This is a genomic window from Mesorhizobium sp. P2_H9 (genome assembly GCF_056403215.1).
On the sequence record NZ_JBFUFX010000005.1, the window covers coordinates 116,281 to 130,523 of the forward strand.

Here is a 14,243-nt window from a genome sequence, read left to right on the forward strand (position 1 = left end):
GCTTCTTCTTGGTTATCCGTAGACGTCACTGCGGCGGTCGCCGATGGCGTCGTTGCGCTCGCTCAGCGCGCGCGCCCTGGCGACCTCGCCGAGGTTGATCGTGGCGATGAGGATCTCCTCGTCGGCTTCGCTGGCCGGCCCGGCGATCGGCCAGCCGGTCGGGCCGACGATCAGGCTCCTGCCGACAAAGGGCTGGCCGCGCTCGATGCCGACACGGTCGGCGCAGGCGATGTAGATGCCGTTGCTGTGGGCGGCGGCCTTGTGCAGGATGTTGGCCATGGGCTCCGGGTGGTCGCCCTGAGCGGGCATCGGCACCCAGTTGGTCGGCACGCAAACCAGCTCAGCGCCCTTCAGCGCCAGTTGCCGATAAGTCTCCGGGAACCAGCCGTCATAGCAGATCGCCACGCCGATCCGGCCGATCGCGGTATCGAACACCGGCAGGCCAAGATTGCCCGGCTGGAAGTAGAGTTTTTCGCGGTTCCACAGATGCAGCTTGCGATAGGTGCCGACGGGACCAGATGGCCCGCACAGCATGGCGGCGTTGAAGAACCTGTCGCCGTCGCGCTCGGCAAGGCCGCTGACGATGTGGAGGCCGAGTTCGCTGGCCAGCGAGCACAGCAGCGCTGCACTGCGTCCCTCAGGGATGGGTGCTGCGAGTTCGGCGAGCTCTTCCCGGCTGTCGAAGACATAGCCGCTGTCAGCGAGTTCCGGCAGCACCACCACCGAGGCGCCGAGACCGGCGGCCTGGCGGATCAGCCGCTCCATCGATCTGAGATTTTTGTCCAGCCGGCCGATCGTCGGTTGGAACTGGATGCAGGCCAGACGGAGGTTCGTGGATGCTGTCGCCAATAGTGCCAAAGCCTGTCTCCAAACGCAAAAAACCCCTGGGCGCGGAAGTCATCCGCGAGCCAAGGGCTACATAGCCATCAATGTGAAACGGCATTCCTGCCGAAGAGCAAACCTGCTCGTGCTTTAAGAAGTTGCACAGCCGGGAGATCGCGTCAAGGGCCAAAGATTCCGGCTGCGAATGACGGGGCTTAGCGTCTTTTATAGTATCAAAATCAGTATGTTACGAAAGGTATCTGCTGTGACCTGCCGTTGGCACCCTATCGATCGTTCGGCTGCTTCTGCTCGCCCTGCGCGGAAATGCCGAAGCCGAAAGTCCGCATTGCTTCCTGCGCCGCGAGGATGCCATCGGCCACCGAAACCAGCGCAATGCGTTTCGATGTCGCCTGGTCACGGATCAATTTGTAGGCGGTTTCCTCGTCGACGCCGTTCATCTCGACCAGCACCTTGACCGCCTTCTCGATCGTGCGTCGCCCCTTCAGCGTATCCTCGAGCTTCCGCACCTTGTTGGCCAGCCGCCCTTCATAGCCGTAGCGATAGCGGGCCAGCGCAAATTGCGTCAGCACGCCAAGCTGCCGCAGCGGCTTGGTGATGACGCCATGGGCGTTGAGGTCGATGATCGCCTTGATCGAGGTCGGGCTTTCATAGGTGACGATGGCGACGACGGCGGCGCTGGCGCCTTCGATGAGCGACACCATATCGTCTGTCGGCGCTTCGCCCACCTGCACGAAGACCGTGTCGATATCGCCAGGGATCGAGGCTGGGGGCGGCCACGCCGCTCGGACCTCGCAGCCCAACCGCCTGAGGTGATCGACCAGCGCAGCGCCATCCTCATCCTTCGGGTGGATGACCAGGATCTTCGCCTGCCTGAGATCGTTGAGGATGCGTTTTAGCGTCGCCGTCATTACAGCCACGGCTCCTCGAAATGGGTCGCGGCGAGATAAGGGTCTGGCCGGATCGGCGCCTGCGACTGCCAGGCGATGTCGAACTGGCCGGCAGCGTTGGCGATGCCGATACGGGGCGTCGACCAGACATGGCGGTTTTCCTGGTCGAACATCATCCGTCCCTCCGGCGACGCATAATCGACCTCAAGCGCTGCCTGGCCGAGGCGGAATGTGTCGAGGGTTCCAGCCTTCTCCAGCGCGCGGGCGAACAGATGCACCTGCGTATAAGCAGTTTGCGACCACATAGTCGCGGTTGTGCGGTCGCCAAAGCGGCGGGCGAGGTCACCGACAAAGCGCTGGTTCTCGTCGCTGTCGACGCTCGCCAGATACGGGGCAGCCAGCACATGGCCCGTACAATGCTCGGCGCCGATGACGCGGATCTCGCCTTCGGCCAACGTCAGGCTGGCGATCGGCCGCTTTGTCCGGTCGATGCCGGCCTCGGCATAGAGCCTGTAAAGGATTTGCGCGCTGCGTCCGATCACCGTCGAGAACACTGCGTCCGGCGCGGCCTTCTCGATGTCGGCCATCAGCCGGCGGATCCGGCGTTCGTCGGCATCGAGCGGCACATATTGTTCCTCGACGATCGTGCCACCCTTGCATTCCAGGAGGTCGCGCATCACCCGGTTGGATTCATGCGGGTAAATGTAGTCGGACCCAGCCATGAACACGCGCGGCCCGTAGCGCTGCAGGATGAAGTCGGCGAGCGCGAAAGTGTTCTGGTTGAGCGTGGCGCCGGTGTAGAGGACGTTTTCGGAATATTCGAAACCCTCATAGATCGAGGGATACCAGAGCAAACCATTGTAACGCTCTACGATCGGCAGCACGGCCTTGCGGCTGCCCGACATCGAACAGCCGAAGATGACGTTGACATCGTCCTCGGTCAGAAGCTTGCGGGCCAGCGATCGAAACGCCTCGTGGTCGCTGCCCGGGTCGTAGGCGATGGGCTCGATCTGTCGCCCAAGAACGCCACCGCCGGCATTGATCTCCTCGATGGCGAGCGCCGTCCCGTAGAAATGCTCGCTTTCGGTGACCGAGGTGATGCCGCTGCGCGAAAAAAGGATGCCGACGCGCCATGTCTGGGCTGTTCCTGTCACGGCAATCCTCCCCTGCACTTTTCCGGCAAAGGCCTATTGCACGCGGGGCGCCATGGCAATCGTCATCACGCGCCAGCGCGCTGGTGGCGTCCGGATCTGCAGCTGCCCGGGCGGCCCCTCATCAGCCGCATTGCCTTCTGCGGCCGCGCGCTGGATAGTCCTGCCGATGTTGCAGACCATAGCGAGTCACTGGCCCCAGATCCTGGTGATCATTCCAGCGGTGATGGCGACCATCGGCATCGTCCACGCCATCATGACGAAGGAGGATGTCCGCGCAGCCACGGGCTGGGTGGGCGTCATGCTTTTGTCGCCGTTTGTTGGCGCGATCATCTATGCGGTTGCCGGCATAAACCGGATCCGGCGCGCAACGATCAGCGCACAGCGGCCGCTCGACGGCGAGGCCGCTTCGGCAAAACGCGACGGCGACATTGCCGCGGAAAAACTGATTGCCGAGCGCTATGGCCTGCGCTTCACCGGGCTGAAGACATTGGGCGACAGGGTGGCGCGGCGCGCCCTGACATCGGGCAACGCAATTGCGATCCTGAAGACCGGTGACGAGGCCTATGCCGCGATGCGCCGGGCGATCGATGGCGCAGAGCGCAGCATCCTGCTCGAGACCTACATCTTCGACAATGACGAGGTCGGCCAGCTTTTCGTCGAATCGCTGGCCGGAGCGGTGCGGCGGGGGGTGACCGTTCGCGTGCTGATCGATGCCGTCGGCGTCCGTTACTCCGTCCCCAGCATCCTCAAGCTTCTCAAAGACGCAAACATCACCGTCGATCTCTTCAATGGCAACATCGTCATGGGCCTGCGTCTTCCCTATGCCAACTTGCGAACGCACAGGAAGATCCTGGTCGTCGACGGCACGGTCGCCTTTACCGGAGGGATCAACATCCGCAAGGGATTCTCGGCCGAGTTCTCGGGGTCCGCCAGCTCGGTGGACACGCATTTCCAGGTCACCGGACCGGTGGTGGCCGACCTGTTCTCGGTTGCCGCCGAGGATTGGCGCTTTGCCGGCAACGAGGCCCTCAAGGGCGACGTCTGGCAGGTGGACGTGCCCTCGCCGCCTGCCGGTCAGCCAATGCTGGTGCGGGCGGTGGCGTCGGGGCCGGATGCCCGCATCGAAACCAACCAAAAGCTGCTGATGGGGGCATTTTCCGTGGCCCGCCATTCGATCCTCATCATGTCGCCCTATTTCCTGCCGGATCGCGAGCTGATCAGCGCGCTGACGACGGCGGCCCGGCGCGGCGTCGAGATCGACATCGTCGTGCCGGCGGTGAACAATCTCTTCCTTGTCGACCGTGCGATGACGGCGCAACTCGATCAGGTGCTGAAGCATTATTGCCGGGTATGGCGCCACGCGGGCGCGTTCGACCATTCGAAGCTGCTTTCGGTCGACGGCGTCTGGGCCTATGTCGGCTCGTCCAACCTCGATGCCCGCTCGCTGCGGCTGAATTTCGAAATCGACATGGAGGTTCTGGATGCAGGCTTTGCCGCCGAGATCGAAGCGCGCATCGGATCGGCAATCGCCTCCGCCACACAAGTGACGCTCGAGACCTTGAAAGCGCGGCCTTTTGTCATTCGTGTCTTCGACCGATTGCTGTGGCTGGGATCGCCCTATCTATAGAAGCTGAAAGCCGGAAAGACATAAGCAGCGCACATATGCAGAGAACCGTACGCAGCCTTCGGGCGAACATGCTTTCAACCATTCGCCGCAGAAAAGCCCGCGCGACAGGGTCCGCGCCGCATGAGCGGACGGATGCTGCCGGCACGCTGGTCGCATCCTACAACGTCCACAAATGCGTAGGCGTCGACAGGAAGTTCGACCCGGACCGGATTGTCCGCGTCATCCGCGAAATCGGCCCTGACGTCATTGCGCTGCAGGAGGCGGACAACCGTTTCGGCGATCGCGCCGGGCTTCTCGATCTTGCGCGCCTCGAAATGGAAACCGGCCTGGTGCCGGTGCCAATATCGGGAAACGGCAAGGGACATGGCTGGCACGGCAACGTCTTGCTGTTCAAGCGCGGAACGGTGCGCGATGTCCATCAGATAAAGCTGCCGGGCCTGGAACCGCGCGGGGCGCTGGTTGCCGAGATCGACCTGGACGAAAAACGGACGCTGCGCATCATTGCCGCGCATCTCGGCCTGCTGCGCCGGTCACGCTCCGAACAGGCCCGCGTCGTGCTCGATATCATGAACCGCCCGGACGAAACGCCAACGCTGCTGCTTGGCGATCTGAACGAATGGCGGCTCGGAAACCGGTCGGCGCTGAAGACGCTGCATGCGACTTTCGGCTCCTCGCCGCCGGCGGTTCCCACCTTTCCGTCGAGCCTGCCGCTGCTGGCGCTCGACCGGATCATGGCCAACCGGCACGACATGATCTCGACCGTGGAAGCCCACGACACGCCACTGTCGCGGGTTGCCTCCGATCATCTGCCGTTGACAGCTTTCCTGCGGCTGTAGCTGCCTCAGCCGTCCCGCAGCCAGACCAGCATCTCGCCGGGCTCGCGATTGTCCCAGGCGAAGTATGGCACAGCCGTGATTTTGGTCCCGCTCACCGCCGGCGGTGCGGTGCGGTAGAGCCCGGTCTCCCAGTTTTCCTGGGCCTCCGTGCTGGCTATGGCCGAAAGCGTGACGATGCCGCCGAGCAGGTTCGGCTCGGGATGCGCCTCGATTTTTGTCGTTCGCGGCAAAGCGATACGGTGCAACTGGCCGGCATTGTCGGTTTCCTCGACACAGTAGATCAGCGGACCGCGCGCGAGCGCGACGCGGCCGATATCCTGGCGCACCTCGGGGTTGGCGAAGAGGCGGGCAATGGACATTTCGAGATCGAGTTCCACCCGGTCGCCGTGGCGCCACTCGCGCCGGATCGCGGCATAGCCGTCGCTGGTGATGCCATCCAGTTCGACCGCGGCGCCGTTCACTTTCAGCGCCGCCTTGCCGCACCATGAGGGTATGCGCAGGTGCAAGGTGAACTCGACCGACGCTTCGGTTTCGATCCGGAGCGAGACCGCGCCGTCCCAGGGATAATTGCTGGTTTGGATCAGACTGACCGACCGGTTCGATATGTCGAAGCGGGCGGTCGAGTCGCCGTAAAGGTGGACGGCGAGTGCGTCGCCCGACAGGCTGTAGAAATAACTGCCGATGGAGGCGACCATGCGACCGATATTGGGTGGGCAGCACGGGCAGCTGTGCCATTTCCAGCGATTGTGCTTACCACGGCTCTCCAGCGGATTTTCGTAGAAGAACAGCGAGCCGTCGAGCGACAGGCCGGAGATCGAGCCGTTGTAGAGCGCCCGCTCCATCATGTCGGCGTAACGCGCATTGGGACCCATGCCGAGCATGCGGCTGGCCCAGAACACCAGCCCGACCGAGGCACAGGTCTCGGCATAGGCGGTTTCGTTGGGCAGGTCGTAGTCGCTGGTAAAGCCCTCATTGTGCGCCGATGGCCCGATGCCGCCGGTGATGTAGAGGTTCTTGGTGGTGAGATCGTTCCAGAGACGATCGAGCGCCACGCGCAGCGTATCGTCGCCATATTCGGTGGCGATGTCGGCCATGCCTGAGAACAAATACATCGCCCTGACCGCATGGCCGACGACCTTGTCCTGCTCGCGCACCGGCTTGTGCGACTGGTTGTACTCGTAAGTCTTGAAATGATAGGCTTTTGGGTCCGTGCCGCGGGCCAACGCCTCCTCGTCGAAATAGTGTGGCTGCTGGCCGCGCTGGTCGATGAAATACTTGGCCAGGTCCATGTATTTCTGCTCGCCCGTCGCCCGCGCCAGCTTGACCAGCGCCAGCTCGATCTCCTCATGGCCGCAATAGCCCTTCTTCTTGCCGGGCTCGGGACCGAAAGTGTCGGCGATATGGTCGACATAGCGGCACATAATGTCGAGCAGCTTGCGTTTTCCCGTGGCCTGATAATAGGCGACCGCGCCTTCGATCAGATGGCCGGCGCAATAGAGCTCGTGGCAATCGCGCAGATTGGTCCAGCGCTTGCCGGGCTGGATGCGCTGGTACCAGCTGGAGAGATAACCGTCGTCCTGCTGCAGTCTGCCGTACAGGTCGATGACGGCGTCGATCTTCTTCTCGAGTGCCGCATTCTTGCGCCGGTAGAGCGAATAGGCGGCGGTCTCGATGGTCTTGCCCCAGTCGGAATCCCAGAACATCTGCGTCGTCACTGTCGAGCCGGTGAAGCCGGGGCTGGCCGCCTCGTCGGGCGACGGCGAATGGAACGGAATGACGACGCCTGGCGATGGCCGGTCCGGGTCGATCTGTTCCAGCATGCGGGCTTCGACGCAGCGCTCGTAGAGGATGTCGGCGGTGCGCGACGCCACGGCGTCGACACGGTCGCCCCAGAAGCCGCGCACGTCGACCTGCGGCACCGGCAGCGGACGGAAGGCGAGTTTTGGTTTGCCGGTGGATAGTTGGGCGGTCATCGTGTCACTCCGTTGGATATTGGTCATTTCACAGCCCCTGCCATCAGGCCGCGGATGTAGAAGCGCTGCAGCAGCAGGAAGAGCACCAGGCACGGCACCATCATCACGGTGACGCCCGCCTGCACCGCGCCCCAGTCGATGGCGCCGAAGCGGCCGGACTGCAGCGCCGTCATCATGATCGGCAGCGTGAATTTGGATTGGTCGGTCATCAGCACCAGGGCAGCCAGGAACTCATTCCAGGCGCCGAGGAAGGCGAACAGCGCGATGGTGACGATGCCCGGCCAGACCAGCGGGAGCATCACCTTCAAGAGCATGGTGACATTGTTGGCGCCGTCCATACGGGCGGCCTCCTCGATCTCGCGCGGCACCGCGTCAAAGGCGTTGCGCATCATGAAGATCGAGAACGGCAATTGCAGCGTGGTGTAGACCAGGACCAGCCCGGTCAGCGTGTTGTGCAGGCCGATCTTGGTCAACACCAGGAAGATCGGCGTCAGGATCGACTGGAACGGGATCATGATCGTCGACAGGATGACGATGAACAGCAGGTCCTTCATGGGAAAGCGGAAGCGCGAAAAACCGTAGCCGGCGAGCACGCTGACGATGACCGACAGCACCACCGTCATCGACGCGACATAGAGGCTGTTTTGCGCCGGCAACCAGAGGCCGTCGCCAAAGGTGTTGAGCGTGCGGTAGTTCTCGACCGAAAAACCTGTCGTCGGCCACGGCGGCAGCGGCGGCTGGCGCGCCTCCTGCGCCGGCTTGAAGGTCGACAGCACGGCCCAGACGATCGGCGCGATGAACAGCGCGGACGCGATCATGCCGGTCGAATGCTCGGCGATCTTGAGCCCGAGGCGGCTCCTGCGGCTTCGTGCCTGCGCCATCAGTCGATGCCCTCGGGTTTGCGCAGTAGCCACAGCTGAACCAGGCTGAGCGCGACCAATATGGCCAGCAGGATCATCGACAATGCCGCGCCGTAGCCGAGTTTGAACGAGACGAAGGACTGGTTGAAAATCCAGTAGACGGCGGTCAGCGTCTGGTTGCGCGGGCCGCCGCGCAGGATGATGTAAAACTGGTCGAAGGCGAGGATCGAACCGGCGACCGACAGGATCAGCGCCAGCGCCAGCGTGCGGCGCATCAGCGGCAGTGTGATGGCGCGGAAGCGCGCGAACGGCCCTGCCCCGTCGATCATCGCCGCTTCCTGCAGATCGGTCGGGATCGACTGCAGGCCGGTCATCAGGATGATCATGGTGAAGCCAGCCACCTTCCACACCACCATGGCGATGATCGACCAGAAGGCCGGTTGAAACGTCGCCAAAAGGTTGAACTTTTTCGCCGTCAGGCCGAGGTCGTAGGCGGCCGGGCTGAACAGGCCGGAATCGACATTGAGCAGCCACGACCAGAGCAGGCTGGCCGAGGCGAAACCGACGACCGCCGGCATGAAGAAGGATGTCCGGTAGAAGCCGGTCAGCTTCCGCGGTCTTTCGATGAACAGCGCCAGCGGAAAGGCGACGGCGAAGATCACGATGGTGACGATCACGGTGTAGTAGCCGGTGAAGCTCAGCGCGTTCCAGAACCTGACGTCGCGCAGGATCGCCCGGTAATTGTCGAAGCCGATATAGAAATGCTCGCCCATCAGCGGCCAGTTGTGCAGCGACATCCACGCCGTCATGCCGAGCGGAATGATGAAGAACACGACGACCAGCGCCACGGCCGGCGCCACATAGAGCAGGCCGATCCACTGCCGGCGGCCGGCGCCGACCAGTTTTCTGGCGCGTGGCGGGGTGGTGGTGATGGCCGTCATGGGTAGGCTCCGGGTGCGGTGGTCCCCTCCCCCTCGAGGGGAGGGTCCGGCCGAAGGCCGGGGGTGGGGTCCTCTGCGCAGTGCGCCGACGAAAAAGGAACGTCGAGCACTGCCGAGACGACCCCACCCGGACCTGCGGTCCGACCTCCCCTCAAGGGGGAGGTAGGGCGATTGCATGTCCGGCCGCCCGTCCAGGGAGAACGGACGGGCGACCGGATCAGGACTTTTGACGGCAAGGGCGTTGCGCCACCCCTGCCGCCGGCCAGTCCTTATTTCTGCGCCTGGTCGATGATCGACTGCATGGTCTCTTGTGCATTCGCTATGGCGCCGTCGACGTCGTCGCCGAAGAAGACCTCGTTGATCATCTGCGTCCACGGACCGTTGGCCGAGTTGATCAGATCGTTGAACACCACGGAATAGGGCGTGCGGCCCTTGGCCATGGCTTCGGCGGCGATCTGGTAGCGCGGATCGAGATCCTTCAGCGCGTCCTTGGCGATGTCGCCGCGCACCGGCAGGCTGCCGTATTTGGCCAGGATGGTCTGACCCTCGAGCGAATAGGCGAAGTCGAGGAACTCCTTCACCACGGCGAGCTTCTTGGTGCCCTTGGTGACGACGAAATTGTCACCGCCGGCAAAGGACGACCAGCCGCTGTCCTTGCCCGGCAGGAAGGTGACGCCATAGTCGATGTCTGGATACTGGGTGTTGAGCGCGCCGATGGCAAAAGCGCCGGACGGCGAGATTCCGATATTGCCGCCGGCAAAGGCGGCAAAGAAGTTGGCGCCGGTGTCGGTCTGCGCGCCGGCCGGCACCAAATCCTTCTTGACCATCGAGCGGTAGAGGTCGATGGCGCCGCGCAATTGCGGGCTGTCCAGCGTCGCCTTCGAGCCGTCCTCGGAGAGGATATCGCCGCCCGAGGCCCAGATCAGCGGCGTGAAGGTGAAGATGTTACAGCCGCCGCAATTGCCGGAGAAGTAGAAGCCCTTGATGTCGCCACCCAGCGCGTTGACCTTTTCGGCTTCAGCAGCGATCTCGGCCCAGTTGGTCGGGCCCTTGTCGGGATCGAGACCGGCCTGCTTGAACAGCTTCTTGTTCCAGATCAGCACCGAGGCGTCGGCCGAGAACGGCAGCCCATAGATGTGGTCCTTGTAGGTGCCGGTCTTGACATGCGCCGGCGACAGGCTGGCGAAATAGGGCAGCGATTTCGCCCAGTCGGTGATGTCTTCCAACTGGCCGGCGGCGGCAAATGACGGCGTGTAGATCAGGTCGAGCGACAGCGCGTCGGGCGCCGTGCCGCCGGCGGCGGCGGCACCATATTTCGGGATGATCTCGGCATTGGGAATGATGTCCAGCTTGACCTGATTCTCATGGCCCTTGTTGAAGGCATCGACGATGCGCGGCATGAAGTTCGAGCCGTCGGCGCGAACCCAGATGTTGGCGGTATCGGCGGCCATTGCAGGCAAGGCAATAATGCTCGCAGCAAAGGCAAGCCCGGCGATCATATGTCTCATGGTTCTCCTCCTCATGGTTCAGTTCTCCTCCCTGTGGCAGCGCTCCCCGCGCTGCCCTAGTTCCTCAGCCGCCGCCCCATGGGCGACCGCATGACTGACGCACCACCAGCCGGCACGGCAGTTTTCGAATGCCCGGCGCGGCGGGTTGGCCGCCGACGAGCGAAAGCAAGGTCAGGCCGGCCTCGCGGCCGAGCGCTGCCAGGTTCATGTCGACGGAGGTCAGCGGCGGGCGGGTTGCCTCGGCCACGATCTCCCAATTGTCGAAGCCGATGACGCCGACATCGCCAGGCACGCCAAGCCCGCGCTCGCGCAAGGCATCGATGACGCCGCGCGCGATCTGGTCGTTGCCGCAAAAGACCGCGTCAGGCCTTTCCCCCTTGCCATCGAACAGCTTGCCCACGGCGTCATGCCCCCAGGCTTCCGACCAGGTGCCGAGCAAGGGCTCGGTGACCGGCAGGCCGTGCTCGGTCAGCACGTCGCGACAGGCCTGCGCCCGCTCATGCACCACGGCAAAACTCGCGGGACCGCTGACATGGGCGATGCGGCGGCGCCCGAGCCGGCAAAAATGCTCGACCGCCAGCCGCGCACCGCCGGCATCGTCGGAGACGAAGGCGATGGCGCCGGGATCGGGCTGGCTGAAGGCATAGATCACCGGCACGCCGAGATTGGCGAGGTCGACCGGCAGATGGCGGTCGATGCGCTTGCCGCTGGCGATGATGCCGTCGATGCGCTTGTCCAGCATCGCCTCGACATGCAGTTGCGCCAGCCGCGGATCGTCCTCGACATTGCACATGAACACCGAGACGCCGGCATCGACCAGCGCATCCGAAATGCCCGACATGACCGGCAGTGAAAAGCGGCCATAGGTGTCGTTGGTCAGCAGGCCGACGGTAAAGGAGCGCCGCCGCAGCAGGCTCTGCGCCAGGCTATTGGGGCGAAAGCCGAGCCGCTGCGCCGTCTCGCGAATGCGCTGCCGCGTCTCGGCCGTCATCCGCCCCTGCCCGTTCAGCGCCTTCGAGGCCGTGGCCACACTGACGCCAGCCATCGCCGCGACTTCACGCAGGGTGACGGGTTGTTTGGCGGGTGCTGGCGACGTGTCGGAAGCCATGGTTCGGGTGTCGGTCCTTGGTTTGGGAAAAGGTTTTCTCTTACTGGGCTGCAGCGTGTCGATGTGGGTGGATGGCGGATGCTGCGGGGTTTGGGAAAAGGTTTTCTCAAGGGGAGATTAGGATGAGAATTTGGGGATGGCAAGGGGATGTGGCTGATACGGGTAAAGGCATAGGCCTTTTCGGCCGTCGCCACAGCAAGGGTATGTCCCGCCTAGCTCTACGCTGTCGGAAAATCCATGAGCATCGAAATATGCTCTTGGGTAAACGGGATTCCCGCTTTGACGTTAAAGTGGCCGCGCAAGATCTCGTAGCGGATGCCGATTTCAGCCACAACCTGATCGATGTCCGAACTGTGGGTCTCGCGCTTGGCGCGGTTCACAATCGTGGCGATCGACGAACGGTAATATTCAGCTAGGTTCAGGATTACCGATTCAAGATAGGTGGGCATCCTGCCGGAATGAACCAGTTGGTTTCGAGCCCTGTAGACCCGATGCACCTGCCATCTGACACGGTCAAAATGGTCAGACATCGTTCTGTGCGCGCTCTTGATGTCAATGTAATCGTTGTGAAGCTTCCATACACGATGAAGTGCTAACGGGTTGTCCGCCAGAAGCTGGCAGAGTTCCATTCTCAGCCCTGCATGCTCCGGCAGAAACATTAGCTCGGCGAAAGCCTTCTGCCCGTGGCTCGAAGGAAATGAGGGCATCGCCTTCAAAAGCCGGTTTAGCCGGTGCCTGTACGGTATAAGAAGCTCGTCATAGACCGCGATCACTTGTCGTCTCGTGTGCCTGAGCGCGATGCAGGGAACGATGAGCCTGGTGTAGTGAACAATGCGGACATCGTCCCTGGGCTCGCTTAGCAAAACTTCGATTGCCGACCAAAGTGATATGAGGCGGTTTTCTGGACTCTGCGAGGTTCGTGCGAGCGCAGCGGTTCTGATTGAACTCAACAACCTCTCGGTCGAACTGCTGTCGAAATTGGCTATAATCTCGCGCGCATAGTTGCTGATCGTCCGCGCGCGGTGGCCCGATCTTGGGACCGAATGAATTGCCTTGTTAGTGAGAAAATCACCCTTGGTGATTGCGATCCCGGACTTCGCCCGATGCAACGTAACGTGCATCGTGTCGCCCCACTCACAATGCATTCCATACGGGTCGAGATAGGATATTGCGCGCTGCGCGCTCAGGATCTGATAGCAATGCTCCATCGCCCCTTCGGGGTCGAATTGTTCGAACGCAATCTCCAGAGCTGCCGGCAATTTCTCATAGTTGTCATTGATTGCGAGTGTGTCGATCTGAGCTTCTGGTAAATCCTCCTGATCCTTTATCGTAAAACCCAAACCTCCCAGGTAATTACCCAAATCCTTGGAGACGAAGGCGTGCACATTGAATTTCTTCGTCTTTCCATCGAACTCCTTGAAGAAGCGAGACAGTGAAGCTCGGCCCACCCTCTGAACAGGAGAGTCAAAGAAAAACCGATTGACGGTCTTCAGAATGAACCGTCTAGAATACCCGACGTTTAGAATGTGACTGCAATAAAACCCGGCGAGTTTACGAATCGCTATCTTTTGATTTGGCTGATCGAATATCTTAAGGATCAGATTTTCAAGCGTGGTTTTATAAGTTGACCCTACCAGCTTGGTTATCAGCTTCAGATGCGAGGAAAAATCATCGAGCGAGAAGGAACTTTTTGCCGACAGAATTCGGATCAAAGACTTTATTTCCGGCTCCGCCAATGCCAGTGCGGCAGCATCCTTGTTGAAGGACCACTCAAGTTCTTCCGCAATGGGCTCAAGCACCGCACGGGGAACTCGCTGCCTTCTGACATCATCGATGAGGTTAAGTGCCTCAGTCAGTCGAGCGATCGTATCCAGAGAGTAGACGCGGAAGCTTTCAAATGTCGTAGGATTCAACATCTCGCCCATGAGTTGGGCGAACATCAAAATACCTCGACTGCCGTCGGTATCCGGCCATTTATGTTTCGGTGGACGCACCGACTCTCCCCCAAGCCATTCATTACGCTAAAGCCGCACGGGATTTACTGCAAGGACGGTTTGTTGGTCAGGACGATCGAAACACGCTGAATGCGAAATGCTGCACGTCATAGCGCCCGGCGAAGCGGTAGCCATAGGCGACGCCAAGCGCAAGGCGGATGGCCTCCCAAGTTCACGATAATCCGGTTTCTTCTGGTTGGCCTCCATTTGCTGCCAGCGGCGCCACTCGATCTCGGTGCTCGCCGTATCGTGCGCTGCCGGGCTTTTGGGTTCCCGTAACGCCCCCAGCATCTGGGCGGCAAAGAGCCGGCCGCCAAAGGTGGTCAGGTCAACAGCAGCCATTGGCATGCTGCGCCAGAGCGCAAGGCGCAGAGGCTTCCGGGCGGCTGAAGACCGCCGCAATGCAGTGATTGCGTCAATTCTCCAATATAAGCGAAATGTAGAAACGCACCTACAGTATAGATTCATTTTTCGCTTGACTTATCTCTTGCGGTGTGTTAGATTAAACATAC

General features: G+C 61.8%; 12 protein-coding genes. 2 read left to right on the forward strand and 10 right to left on the reverse strand.

The annotated features are described in order from the left end of the window. Window positions 1–12: 12 nt before the first annotated feature. The 3 genes from AC1DXN_RS10785 to AC1DXN_RS10795 all read right to left on the reverse strand — a co-directional run bounded on the left by AC1DXN_RS10785 (window position 13) and on the right by AC1DXN_RS10795 (window position 2,884). Window positions 13–858 carry a nitrilase family protein gene (locus AC1DXN_RS10785; RefSeq protein ID WP_477273545.1) on the reverse strand — a complete coding sequence of 282 codons (846 nt, stop codon included), beginning with the start codon at window positions 856–858 and terminating at the stop codon, window positions 13–15. A 248-nt stretch (window positions 859–1,106) separates the two neighbouring features. Continuing rightward, window positions 1,107–1,751, reverse strand: coding sequence for an ANTAR domain-containing response regulator (locus AC1DXN_RS10790; RefSeq protein WP_477273547.1), 645 nt, complete (start codon window positions 1,749–1,751; stop codon window positions 1,107–1,109). Beyond that, the gene (locus AC1DXN_RS10795) at window positions 1,751–2,884 is read right to left on the reverse strand and encodes a transporter substrate-binding domain-containing protein (RefSeq protein WP_477273549.1); all 1,134 of its coding nucleotides are present in this window, start codon (window positions 2,882–2,884) and stop codon (window positions 1,751–1,753) included. The genes AC1DXN_RS10790 and AC1DXN_RS10795 overlap by 1 nt, the downstream gene beginning before the upstream one ends. 166 nt (window positions 2,885–3,050) lie before the next feature. Between AC1DXN_RS10795 and AC1DXN_RS10800 the strand changes: the two genes are divergently transcribed. Together AC1DXN_RS10800 and AC1DXN_RS10805 are read left to right on the forward strand one after the other, a co-directional pair. Then, window positions 3,051–4,511, forward strand: coding sequence for a phospholipase D-like domain-containing protein (locus AC1DXN_RS10800; protein WP_477273550.1), 1,461 nt, complete (start codon window positions 3,051–3,053; stop codon window positions 4,509–4,511). Window positions 4,512–4,546: 35 nt separating this feature from the next. Then, window positions 4,547–5,347, forward strand: a complete 801-nt coding sequence (locus AC1DXN_RS10805) for an endonuclease/exonuclease/phosphatase family protein (RefSeq protein ID WP_477273552.1) — start codon at window positions 4,547–4,549, stop codon at window positions 5,345–5,347. Window positions 5,348–5,352: 5 nt separating this feature from the next. Here AC1DXN_RS10805 and AC1DXN_RS10810 read toward each other — a convergent pair whose 3' ends face one another. From AC1DXN_RS10810 to AC1DXN_RS10840, 7 genes are all read right to left on the reverse strand, one after another. Then, window positions 5,353–7,320, reverse strand: a complete 1,968-nt coding sequence (locus AC1DXN_RS10810; RefSeq protein WP_477273554.1) for a glycoside hydrolase family 127 protein — start codon at window positions 7,318–7,320, stop codon at window positions 5,353–5,355. Window positions 7,321–7,343: 23 nt separating this feature from the next. After that, window positions 7,344–8,201: a carbohydrate ABC transporter permease gene (locus tag AC1DXN_RS10815; protein ID WP_477273556.1), complete on the reverse strand. Its 858-nt coding sequence runs from the start codon at window positions 8,199–8,201 to the stop codon at window positions 7,344–7,346. Then, window positions 8,201–9,121 carry a carbohydrate ABC transporter permease gene (locus AC1DXN_RS10820; protein ID WP_477273558.1) on the reverse strand — a complete coding sequence of 307 codons (921 nt, stop codon included), beginning with the start codon at window positions 9,119–9,121 and terminating at the stop codon, window positions 8,201–8,203. The genes AC1DXN_RS10815 and AC1DXN_RS10820 overlap by 1 nt, the downstream gene beginning before the upstream one ends. Window positions 9,122–9,390: 269 nt before the next feature. Then, a complete protein-coding gene (locus tag AC1DXN_RS10825) occupies window positions 9,391–10,629 on the reverse strand; it encodes an ABC transporter substrate-binding protein (protein ID WP_477273560.1) in 1,239 nt (412 codons plus the stop codon). A gap of 64 nt (window positions 10,630–10,693) precedes the next feature. Beyond that, window positions 10,694–11,737, reverse strand: coding sequence for a LacI family DNA-binding transcriptional regulator (locus tag AC1DXN_RS10830; RefSeq protein ID WP_477273562.1), 1,044 nt, complete (start codon window positions 11,735–11,737; stop codon window positions 10,694–10,696). A 218-nt stretch (window positions 11,738–11,955) separates the two neighbouring features. Continuing rightward, entirely contained in the window at window positions 11,956–13,677 is a 1,722-nt protein-coding gene (locus tag AC1DXN_RS10835; protein ID WP_477273564.1) for a hypothetical protein, read from the reverse strand. A gap of 81 nt (window positions 13,678–13,758) precedes the next feature. Further along, window positions 13,759–14,073, reverse strand: a complete 315-nt coding sequence (locus tag AC1DXN_RS10840) for a hypothetical protein (RefSeq protein WP_477273566.1) — start codon at window positions 14,071–14,073, stop codon at window positions 13,759–13,761. Between the last annotated feature and the right edge of the window lie 170 nt (window positions 14,074–14,243).

What these genes read in the sequence shown, in the direction of transcription:
- AC1DXN_RS10790 (WP_477273547.1), bottom strand. Translation starts at nt 1,751, where the DNA reads ATGACGGCGACGCTAAAACGCATCCTCAACGATCTCAGGCAGGCGAAG.
- AC1DXN_RS10800 (WP_477273550.1), top strand. Translation starts at nt 3,051, where the DNA reads ATGTTGCAGACCATAGCGAGTCACTGGCCCCAGATCCTGGTGATCATT.
- AC1DXN_RS10805 (WP_477273552.1), top strand. Translation starts at nt 4,547, where the DNA reads ATGCAGAGAACCGTACGCAGCCTTCGGGCGAACATGCTTTCAACCATT.
- AC1DXN_RS10810 (WP_477273554.1), bottom strand. Translation starts at nt 7,320, where the DNA reads ATGACCGCCCAACTATCCACCGGCAAACCAAAACTCGCCTTCCGTCCG.
- AC1DXN_RS10815 (WP_477273556.1), bottom strand. Translation starts at nt 8,201, where the DNA reads ATGGCGCAGGCACGAAGCCGCAGGAGCCGCCTCGGGCTCAAGATCGCC.
- AC1DXN_RS10820 (WP_477273558.1), bottom strand. Translation starts at nt 9,121, where the DNA reads ATGACGGCCATCACCACCACCCCGCCACGCGCCAGAAAACTGGTCGGC.
- AC1DXN_RS10825 (WP_477273560.1), bottom strand. Translation starts at nt 10,629, where the DNA reads ATGAGACATATGATCGCCGGGCTTGCCTTTGCTGCGAGCATTATTGCC.
- AC1DXN_RS10830 (WP_477273562.1), bottom strand. Translation starts at nt 11,737, where the DNA reads ATGGCTTCCGACACGTCGCCAGCACCCGCCAAACAACCCGTCACCCTG.
- AC1DXN_RS10835 (WP_477273564.1), bottom strand. Translation starts at nt 13,677, where the DNA reads ATGTTCGCCCAACTCATGGGCGAGATGTTGAATCCTACGACATTTGAA.
- AC1DXN_RS10840 (WP_477273566.1), bottom strand. Translation starts at nt 14,073, where the DNA reads ATGGCTGCTGTTGACCTGACCACCTTTGGCGGCCGGCTCTTTGCCGCC.